The 8,707-nt window shown below is 60.2% G+C and carries 11 protein-coding genes; 2 read left to right on the top strand and 9 right to left on the bottom strand.

Annotated features, from left to right (window positions below):
- On the top strand, window positions 1-1,294 hold a 1,294-nt coding region (locus JJE47_09540; protein MBK5267662.1), incomplete at its 5' end, for an ATP-binding cassette domain-containing protein.
- Between the two features lie 84 nt (window positions 1,295-1,378).
- On the opposite strand, the gene JJE47_09535 is transcribed toward JJE47_09540, so the two are convergent.
- The 3 genes from JJE47_09535 to JJE47_09525 all read right to left on the bottom strand — a co-directional run bounded on the left by JJE47_09535 (window position 1,379) and on the right by JJE47_09525 (window position 4,665).
- Window positions 1,379-1,591 (bottom strand): hypothetical protein, encoded by a 213-nt coding sequence (locus tag JJE47_09535; protein ID MBK5267661.1) that lies wholly within the window; start codon window positions 1,589-1,591, stop codon window positions 1,379-1,381.
- A 192-nt stretch (window positions 1,592-1,783) separates the two neighbouring features.
- Complete coding sequence (locus tag JJE47_09530) at window positions 1,784-3,559, bottom strand: GAF domain-containing protein (GenBank protein ID MBK5267660.1); 1,776 nt, start codon at window positions 3,557-3,559, stop codon at window positions 1,784-1,786.
- A gap of 119 nt (window positions 3,560-3,678) precedes the next feature.
- A complete protein-coding gene (locus JJE47_09525; GenBank protein ID MBK5267659.1) occupies window positions 3,679-4,665 on the bottom strand; it encodes an LLM class flavin-dependent oxidoreductase in 987 nt (328 codons plus the stop codon).
- Window positions 4,666-4,933: 268 nt separating this feature from the next.
- On the opposite strand from JJE47_09525, the gene JJE47_09520 reads away from it, so the two are divergent.
- A complete protein-coding gene (locus tag JJE47_09520; protein ID MBK5267658.1) occupies window positions 4,934-5,152 on the top strand; it encodes a hypothetical protein in 219 nt (72 codons plus the stop codon).
- 150 nt (window positions 5,153-5,302) lie between these two features.
- Here the strand turns inward: JJE47_09520 and JJE47_09515 are convergent, their stop codons facing one another.
- The 6 genes from JJE47_09515 to JJE47_09490 form a co-directional block, all read right to left on the bottom strand.
- Window positions 5,303-5,680: a YrdB family protein gene (locus JJE47_09515; GenBank protein ID MBK5267657.1), complete on the bottom strand. Its 378-nt coding sequence runs from the start codon at window positions 5,678-5,680 to the stop codon at window positions 5,303-5,305.
- Window positions 5,681-5,727: 47 nt separating this feature from the next.
- Window positions 5,728-6,549, bottom strand: a complete 822-nt coding sequence (locus JJE47_09510; GenBank protein ID MBK5267656.1) for a CPBP family intramembrane metalloprotease — start codon at window positions 6,547-6,549, stop codon at window positions 5,728-5,730.
- A 183-nt stretch (window positions 6,550-6,732) separates the two neighbouring features.
- Window positions 6,733-6,960, bottom strand: a complete 228-nt coding sequence (locus tag JJE47_09505) for a hypothetical protein (GenBank protein ID MBK5267655.1) — start codon at window positions 6,958-6,960, stop codon at window positions 6,733-6,735.
- A 9-nt stretch (window positions 6,961-6,969) separates the two neighbouring features.
- Window positions 6,970-7,365: a hypothetical protein gene (locus tag JJE47_09500; protein MBK5267654.1), complete on the bottom strand. Its 396-nt coding sequence runs from the start codon at window positions 7,363-7,365 to the stop codon at window positions 6,970-6,972.
- Between the two features lie 9 nt (window positions 7,366-7,374).
- Window positions 7,375-7,602, bottom strand: a complete 228-nt coding sequence (locus JJE47_09495) for a hypothetical protein (protein MBK5267653.1) — start codon at window positions 7,600-7,602, stop codon at window positions 7,375-7,377.
- A 387-nt stretch (window positions 7,603-7,989) separates the two neighbouring features.
- On the bottom strand, window positions 7,990-8,397 hold the full coding sequence (locus JJE47_09490; GenBank protein ID MBK5267652.1) for a glutaredoxin family protein: 408 nt from the start codon (window positions 8,395-8,397) through the stop codon (window positions 7,990-7,992).
- Window positions 8,398-8,707: the final 310 nt, after the last annotated feature.

Genomic DNA, 8,707 nt, shown 5'->3' with positions numbered 1-8,707 from the left:
CTACCTGTCGCTCGATCGGGCTCCGGGAACGCTGTCCGGAGGCGAGGCGCAGCGCACCAAGATGATCCGCCACCTCGGATCGTCGCTCACCGACGTGACCTACGTATTCGATGAGCCGACCGTTGGCCTACACCCTCACGACGTCCAGCGGATGAATGTTCTGCTCCGGCAGTTGCGAGACAAGGGCAACACGGTTCTGGTCGTCGAGCACGAACCGGAGCTGATCGAGATCGCCGACCACGTCGTCGATCTCGGGCCAGGTGCGGGGACCGGTGGCGGCGAGGTCGTGTTCGAAGGCACGGTCGAGGGCTTGCGAGGAAGCGGCACCCTCACCGGAAAGCACCTGGACGACCGGGGCTCGCTCAAAGACAGCTTACGAACGCCGTCGGGAGTGATTGAGATCCGAGACGCCAGCACCCACAACCTCCAAAACGTCGACGTAGATGTCCCGCTCGGCGTATTGGTCGTCATCACCGGGGTGGCAGGCTCGGGCAAGAGTTCGCTCATCCAAGGTTCAGTATCAGAGCGCGAAGGCGTCGTGTCGTTCGACCAGGCTCCGATCCGGGGCTCACGACGTAGCAACCCGGCGACGTACACCGGCATGCTCGACCACATCCGCAAGACGTTCGCCAAGGCCAACAGGGTGAAGCCCGCACTGTTCAGTTCCAACTCCGAAGGTGCCTGTCCCAATTGCAATGGCGCCGGCGTCATCTACACCGAGCTCGGCTTCATGGACGCCGTTGCGACCACGTGCGATGAGTGCGACGGCAAGCGATTTGACGCATCCGTACTCGAGTACAAGCTCGCCGGTCTCGATATCAGCGAAGTGCTGGCGATGCCAGTGATCGAGGCGCAGGCATTCTTCGCCGACGGCGAAGCCAAGACTCCTGCCGCCGAGAGGATCCTCAGCCGACTCGCAGATGTCGGACTCGGGTACCTGACCCTCGGCCAACCCCTCACCACACTATCGGGCGGAGAGCGGCAACGACTGAAGCTGGCGATCCAGATGGCCACCGATGTCGCCGTCTACGTCCTCGACGAACCAACCAGTGGCCTTCATCTCGCCGACGTCGAACACCTGCTCGGCCTTCTCGATCAGCTGGTCGATTCAGGCAAGTCGGTCATCGTCATCGAACACCACCAGGCCGTCATGGCCCACGCCGACTGGATCATCGACCTCGGCCCGGGCGCCGGACACGACGGCGGCAAGATCGTCTTCGAAGGCACCCCCGCCGATCTCATCGCCGACCGTTCAACGCTCACCGGTCAGCATCTCGCCGACTATGTGAGCTAGCGCGCCGAGGCCCTCGTCGAGCCGGTGGCTCGTGAGCCACCGACCACAGGGATCATCGACGACATGACGTTCCTGAAAGCGGGGCTACTGGGACCCGGCTGCGGCCAGGGATTGCTCGAGGATTCGGGCAATGACGTCGACCCGGGATGCCATGTCGGCTGGTCCAAGAAGCGCCACGTCGACAGCACCCACCAATGATGCATCGCAGTATCGCTCCGCCAGCTGTCGAATCCCCCAATGCTCCAAACGAACATCCATGGTGTCCTCAGCTTCGGACCACTGAATCCAGAGATCCACACAGCCGTCCTTGTTTCGACGCCAGTCCTGCGGGCAATCGTAACCCACCGTCGCCGATACGATCGAACCGTCCGGACTACGATCGCGTCTCATGGCCGGGCCCGGCGGCCGGACCAAGAAGTATCAGCGTCTGGCCCCATCCACCAATTGTCATTACAGCCAACATCGAACCGACATCGTTGAGCTGGCGAGCTATTCGGCTCGGGGCAGGGTGAGTTCGAAGATGCTTTCGTTGTCGTCATATCGGTAGACCAGATCGCCACCCATGAGGTGGGCCAATTGGCGAGATATCGAAAGCCCCAACCCGAGTGAGCCGGCAACCCCTTGAGCATTGTGGGCACGCTGGTACGGCTGAAAGATGCGTTCGCGGTCTTCGTCAGGAATGCCACGACCGTTGTCACACACTTGCAGCCGTGGGGTCTCGTCTTCTAGCAGCCGAATCTCTATGGACGGTCCACCGTAGTGGCTAGCGTTGTTGATGAGGTTTCGAACCACCTGACGGATTCGATCAGGATCGCCTAGAGCACGAACGTCGATCGTATCGAGAACGTTGATGCGAGCGCGGAGGTCGGGATCAACGTTTTCGACAACCTGGGCGATCTGGGCCCGCAGATTGACGTTTACCCTGCTGACGTTGAGGCTGCCGATGTCGGCTTTGGCTGCGACCAGGAGATCGTTGACAATGTTGGACACATCGGAACCCTGGGTGACGAGCAACTGAAGGAATTCGTGTCGCTCGGTTTCACTGAGGAGATGGCCAGTGTCTCTCAGTATCTCGCCGAAGCCAACGACTGCCGTCAGGGGGGTCCGCAGTTCGTGGCTGACGCTGGCAAGAAACTCGTCTTTGGCCCGGAGCAGCTGCTCGCGGTTTTCACGGGCGGATTCGCTTTCCCAGAAGGCGCCGATCATCGTGGCGGCGGTGGTGAGCAGTGAGATATCTTCGGCCGTCCACTCACGAACGGTGGTCGTATCTGAGAACCCGATCAGGCCATCCCACTTTCCTGCGACGAAGATCGGGATGTTGAGTTCGGACTTGACCGGGTCTGGTTCGGACGCGTAAAGATCGTATTCGACGCCCTCAAGCTGGCCCGGCGTGAATGTGAAGGGCTCCCCCTTTTCCAACGACCGACGCGAGATCGGCATTCTTTCCCAAGGGACCAGATTCCAATAGCCGTCGTGATCCTGAATTCGAGTCGTTGTTGGGTCATTGATTGTGGTTACAGTTCGCGAACAGAAGCCAAGTTCCGGGTCGACCTGGTTGCGTTCGACGAAGACATAGGTTGCCTGGGTGGCAGTAAGCAGGGCTTCGACTGCTTTGTCCAGTCGGTTGCCTCCGGTGTTGGTGAGAAGCATCTGCGCGCAGGTGGCGAGAGCAGTCTGAAAGCGCAAGCGTCGCTCCTGATCGTTCGCCTGAGCTTCGATCCGATCCCGGGCCCGCTGGTTCTGAACCGTACCGCTGATGACATTGGCGATCGATCGCAAGAAATCGCCTTCGTCGATCGTAAATCTCCGGGGAATCCGTGTGTGCACCGCCAGGATTCCGTATGGCCGATGGTGATCGGGGATCACGACACTCATGCCGCTTCTCACTCCGTATCGGACGAAAGAGTCGCCAACCTCGAACCGAGACTCCTTTGAGACATCGTCGACCATCACCGGCTCGTGGGTTGCCATGGTGTACCCGGCCTGTGAGGTGGGGCGGGATGACACGGTACTCGCGCCAACTTCCACCTCGGGGCCCCAACCCGCTGACGCGACAACGATGAGCCTTGACCCCGGAGTGGGCTGGCGAAGGACTTTCGAGAATTCGACGTCGAGAGCGTTACAAACCAGATCCGTGACCCGTTTGAAGAATTCATTCAACGGGAGCCCGCCCAAAGCTGCTTGACCGAGCTCGGCTACCGCCGCATGGGGAGACATGGGAAGGGAGGCAAACAGGGCTGACGAACGATCTACTGTGGCGGTCACTGTTTGCCATTCATGGGAGTGGAGCCTCGATGAAGTATCGGTCCATCAATGTCCCGGATTGAGGACCTTCTGGCCTCCCGAATTCAGGCGGTTTCGCGCCGGAATGTAGACGGAACGCCTCAAGTCACGTGCGGCATCACTTCTTCGGCCCACATTTGAGCGACCTCTTGCCATGCGTATTCTGGAGGCGTAAGGAGGAAGCTCTCCACTCCTATGGAGCGCAGCTCGCGGACCCGATCGATGCACTCGCCAGGGGTGCCGGAAATCGTGAATCTCCGCACGAGATAGTCCGAAACCAACTCGACTGGAACCCGTTCCTCGAGAGGCCGGCTGATGTCGAACGCCTCCATGAACCGTCGTACCCCCTCACGCTCCACCTCCGGAACTGAATCGAGAGAGAGACGAAAATTGTGATGTGCCCGGTTGGCGATGCGCCGGCGTGCAAGCTTGCGCGCGGCTTCACCGTCCTCCAAGACGTAGATGATGCCAGCAGCCATGAGATGGATCGACTCAGGGTCTCGACCTGCCTCCTCAGCACCTTTGGCGATGTGGCGACGAGCGGACTCGATGACATCGAGGTCGAAACCGCTGCCAAGCATCACGCCATCGGCAACCCGGCCGGCCGCCTCGAGGCCCCTTGGTCCGTCCACGGCGAAATAGATCGGAACCGTAGTGTCTCCCGCAGAGTAACGAAGGCGAGCGGGACCGACCGCCGAATCCACCGTCCCCCCGCTCAGCAGAGATCGTATGTCCTTCGTCGCCTGCTCCATGTCCGCCAGTTTGGTTGGCTTGCGACCGAACGTGTACGTGTTCGAGTCGCCGGTCCCGATGCCCAGGATGAAACGACCGCCCGTGATCTGGTTTGCCGTGGCGGCTTCACCCGCCAGCAAGGTCGGATCACGAAAGACCACGTTCGTCGCCGCGGTGCCCACCCCAATCCGGGTCGCAACACTTCTCGATGCCGCGATGAGCTGAAATGGGTCGAGGACATCGAGTTGGCCATCGGCGACGAACATACCTGAGTAGTTCAACTCCTCGGCCTGCTGGACTCTGGCGAGGAATGACTCGAGGGTCGTTGTCGACGTGTGCAAATAGAACCTGGTCATCGATATCCCTCTCAGAGTCCAACTGAAAGGCGATGATAATTCGGGGGACAGCCGGCCACAAGGGGAGCCCTGTGCGCGCTGTCGGCCACTGCCCGGACCGGGAGCCGTCCGGCGAGTTCACCAACCGAGCATTCGCATGAGGCTTCGACTATCGGGAGTGTGAACCATTCGGGGCGCAAAGGCATCGTCCGGCTGTTTGCTCGACTGGAGACGTCGCGATGTCGACTCAACGACCCCGGACGGCTTCACCCCAATAGAGGAGGAATCCATGCGAAAGAATCGATGGACCATGCTGGTCCTGGCAGTGTCGACGGTACTCACCGCGTTTCCGGTGACTGCGAACGCGGTGCCACCGAGCGGCGACGATTATCCGGTATTCATTTGTCCGGCGATCAATACACATAACCCGAGTGGTACCAACCTTAGGGTCGGCACATCAGTTGAAATCACGTCGCCGATCCCGTTGGCCGCAGGTGTGTTTTGGTGATCGTTGATTCTCCAAGGGCGGCGCTCGGTCGCCCTTGTGGACAACCTGTAGACGACATCGAATCGGGTTTGAGCCACCGCGACCATGTTGTTCGCTCCACGGCGACCGAAAACGACCACAATGTCCGCCACGAAGGCGAATTCCTGTGCTCTAGCGATCGAGTAGCCAGTGCACTCTCCTGACGGACACGCCGTAGTGAACGATGACTAATGCCCCGACGCCGATCGCAAAGTTGGGGCGCTCGGACAGATAGAACCCTCCGGCGCCACCACCCAAAACCACCAATTCGATCCCGAGGCGCAGCCAACCTGGCACCTCAATGGGAGCGTCGCCTGAGCGACTCGGATCACCCACCACATTGAACACGCCCCAGATAGCAGCAACGGTCACAGGCACCACGATCACCGCCGCCCATCGAACCCACCCGGACGACGACGCCCAAGCGCCCATCGCCAGGCCAACCAGTGCGGCGAGTTCCAAGCCGAACCGTAGAGCCAGGTTCCCCAGGGCCATCTCAGGAGCGTTCATCCAATCATCCGATCACGCGTATCTTGTCGTAAGAAGTTCGATGAGGCCTAGGCGTTCCCTTCCATGCCAACATCTGCCCGACCCACGGTTGACTTGAGAGCCACTGCGGCGGCGATTCCAGCGACAAATGTGATCGCCACGAAGGGGATCTCCCAGTCAACGGTCGTCAACTCGGGAATCACGGTTTCCCATACATCATCGAAAGCGTTGATGGCTGAGTGGAGCAATGCAACGACCAATACGCTCTCGCCACTCCGATGAAACACCCACGAAAAGACGAACGTGAGTGCGATCACACTCAACAAGAAGGCCAGGACCGACACGACATCACGGTCGAGAAGCACGGGCAAGTGCCAGGCGCCCCAGAGTCCCCCCATCAGGAGGGCTGCTCGACGAGGAGATAGACGTTGTTCGTGCCGCGCCAATGCAAATCCACGGAGACCCGGTTCTTCTCCCAAGCCTGCACGGGTGAACAGATAGGTAACGAGCCCTGTCTCGGCTCCGAATAGAGCAGCTCCCACCAGTTGGGCATCGAGAGAAACGGTTTTGGCGCCCGGAGCGAGCCAAGCCCCAACTCCATAGGCCAGCAGCGGGCCTCCAAGGGCCAGCACATACCACCGAGCCGGTACCTTCCACGTCGTGAGCCGCCGCATGAAGGCTTTCCGATCGACTCCACCGCCGAAGACGACAACGAGCCCGGCGATCGTAATGGCGAACTTTGGGATTCGATCGATGAGAAACGCCGCCACCGGCGAGTAGCTGTCCGCAATCACTTCGGGATCGACGCCGGCAGTGAACCCGATACCCCATGCGATCGCAAAAGCGATCACCCAGAACGAAACCGTCGGGTACCTTCGGATTAATCGCATGTCCTATACCCGACGCCACTGGGAACCAGTCGCATCTCGGGGACTCGTTCCCCAAGCTCCAAGCGACAAGCCGGCCACGAGCCCTGGCGTTTCAGCGGGTCGACCACCAGCTCATGGCCATCCAGGTGTCCTCGATCATGAGGAGTTTGCGCAGCTCAACATGAGATTCGAACTTACACCAGATCAGTCACCCGCGCCCGCCAAAACACGGAACGGGGCCGACAAACGCCGAACTTCGTTGATTGGCGAGACTTCTATCCTTTGCAGTTGGGTTCGGGCCACCACGGCGACCGCAATCAAGAGGGCGTCCTCGTCGATGCCGTTGACGATCCCAACTTGCCCGATTGCAGCCAGGGAGACCCGAACTCGGGAACCGGCTTCTAGACGTTCAATTCGGTCGGCCGTTTGCATTTGTGTCAGCTACGGGCGAGGCGGATCGGAAAGTGTGATGTGCATTACGGCCAAAGGCTGGTGGCCCGTTACCCGAGCAGCGTGCCCGCGCCCGGTTGTATCTTCAGCGATCAAGACCACTCCAGGACGCACGGCGCGTCGATCACCATCGCTGGCTTCGACGACACCCTCACCGGAGATATAGACGGCGAGGGTGGTTTGCTTGGTCGGTCCCCGATCTCGCGTCCATCCAGCGGGAACCACTCTGAGACTGCAAGCAAATGCAGCTCCTGCGCTCAGATACTCGCCTTGAACCAAGTCGGCGGACTCTTGATCTCCGATCGGTTGAGCTTCAAAATGCGACTCCCCGTCTTCGCCTGCGAAGAGCCTTAGGAACGTGAGCGGCGGGCTGTCAGGTTGGGTCACGGAGTTCGATCAGGTCTCGGATTCAACAAGAGCCTTGATGTTGGCAGCGCTGAGTTCCATCATCGGACGGATGTTCTCTTCCATCGAATCGTCCATTCCGGGGAACTCACCGCCTAGGAGTATTCGAGTCTTCGTGCTACTCGCAGACTCGAACAGGACCCATCCGTTGATGGTCGTCGGCCCGTCATGAGTTCTGACCCTGAAGGCCTTCTCGGGCTCGAACTCGACGACCTCCATCGTTCCTTCTGTGGTCTTGTCGAATCGGGCGGGTAGCCAGGGCCTCGGCCGGTCGCCATTACGCTCTGCGGTGCGGACTCCTGGTCAGGATGCTCGGCGTACTTAGAGGCGTCGATGAGGTTGGCGACGACAACAACGGTGTCAGGGTAATGCGGCTGGCACGGTCAAACGTGCCGCCGAAGGTGATCAGGCGCAGTGCGGCTTGGCCGGTGGCGCCGAAGACGAGTGCAGTCGAAAAGTTGTCTTCGGGTACCAGCCCACGGCTCGCAGGTGACCTTGTTCGGTGCTCAAGGAGCGGCCGGTGATCATATGAGGAGAGCGTCAGTCGAAAACTGGGCACCCGACATATGGTGGGTCCTCGTGCCGGGCGATTCCGCCGGCCGACGGTTACACCGGTCGTGCTGTGAGGAGTGAAGCCAGCTGAGCCGAAGTGGCGTTACCGACCACTTGTCGACCGTCGATCTCGATCACGGGCACAGCACGAAACCCCTTGGACAGAACGAGTCCCGGCCGAAAGGTGACGTCTATCTCGTGCAACTCAAAACCCATCTCCCGCTGGAGAACCTGTAGCCGCTCTCGAACAAGTGGACAAAAAGGACACAGATTGGCGGTGTACAGCGTGACATGAGATGAGCTGCGCTGACTCATCCCTCCGGCCGGTTCGTCGGCGACCACGCCATACCCAACCCACCGGGAAACATGGGGAAACCAGCGGACATATGCCACCTGGGCGATCGCACCGACAAGGAGTACGAAGACTCCGGCTGGCCACCCGACGCTCAGCCCGAAGATCACCGCTAGGGCGGGCAGCCCTAGCCAGCTCAGCCAGACCGACCAGAGATAGCATCGTTGTTTCGTGGCCGCCGTCCTTCCTAAACGCAAACCTACCAGAGGTACCGTCACCACTTAGCGGGCCCACCGAGGTGATGATGAATCCGTCCGAAAGACAGACTCGGTGCAGCGAGCAGATCGACAAGGGCACCCAGTGGAAGATTCAAGCGGCTACCTAGCCGGATCCCAGACAATCCGAAATCCCCTGTGGTCAGCCAAGATTTCAGCGGTGTCGGACAGATTTGAAACTGCAACCGCAGCGGTCGTACCACGG

The sequence above is a fragment of the Acidimicrobiia bacterium genome (assembly GCA_016650365.1).
Lineage (GTDB): Bacteria > Actinomycetota > Acidimicrobiia > Spongiisociales > JAENVV01 > JAENVV01.
This window is presented reverse-complemented; position numbering and strand designations above follow the sequence as displayed.

What these genes read in the sequence shown, in the direction of transcription:
- JJE47_09525 (MBK5267659.1), bottom strand. Translation starts at nt 4,665, where the DNA reads ATGACCAGGTTCTATTTGCACACGTCGACAACGACCCTCGAGTCATTC.
- JJE47_09520 (MBK5267658.1), top strand. Translation starts at nt 4,934, where the DNA reads ATGCGAAAGAATCGATGGACCATGCTGGTCCTGGCAGTGTCGACGGTA.
- JJE47_09515 (MBK5267657.1), bottom strand. Translation starts at nt 5,680, where the DNA reads ATGAACGCTCCTGAGATGGCCCTGGGGAACCTGGCTCTACGGTTCGGC.
- JJE47_09510 (MBK5267656.1), bottom strand. Translation starts at nt 6,549, where the DNA reads ATGCGATTAATCCGAAGGTACCCGACGGTTTCGTTCTGGGTGATCGCT.
- JJE47_09505 (MBK5267655.1), bottom strand. Translation starts at nt 6,960, where the DNA reads ATGCAAACGGCCGACCGAATTGAACGTCTAGAAGCCGGTTCCCGAGTT.
- JJE47_09495 (MBK5267653.1), bottom strand. Translation starts at nt 7,602, where the DNA reads ATGGAGGTCGTCGAGTTCGAGCCCGAGAAGGCCTTCAGGGTCAGAACT.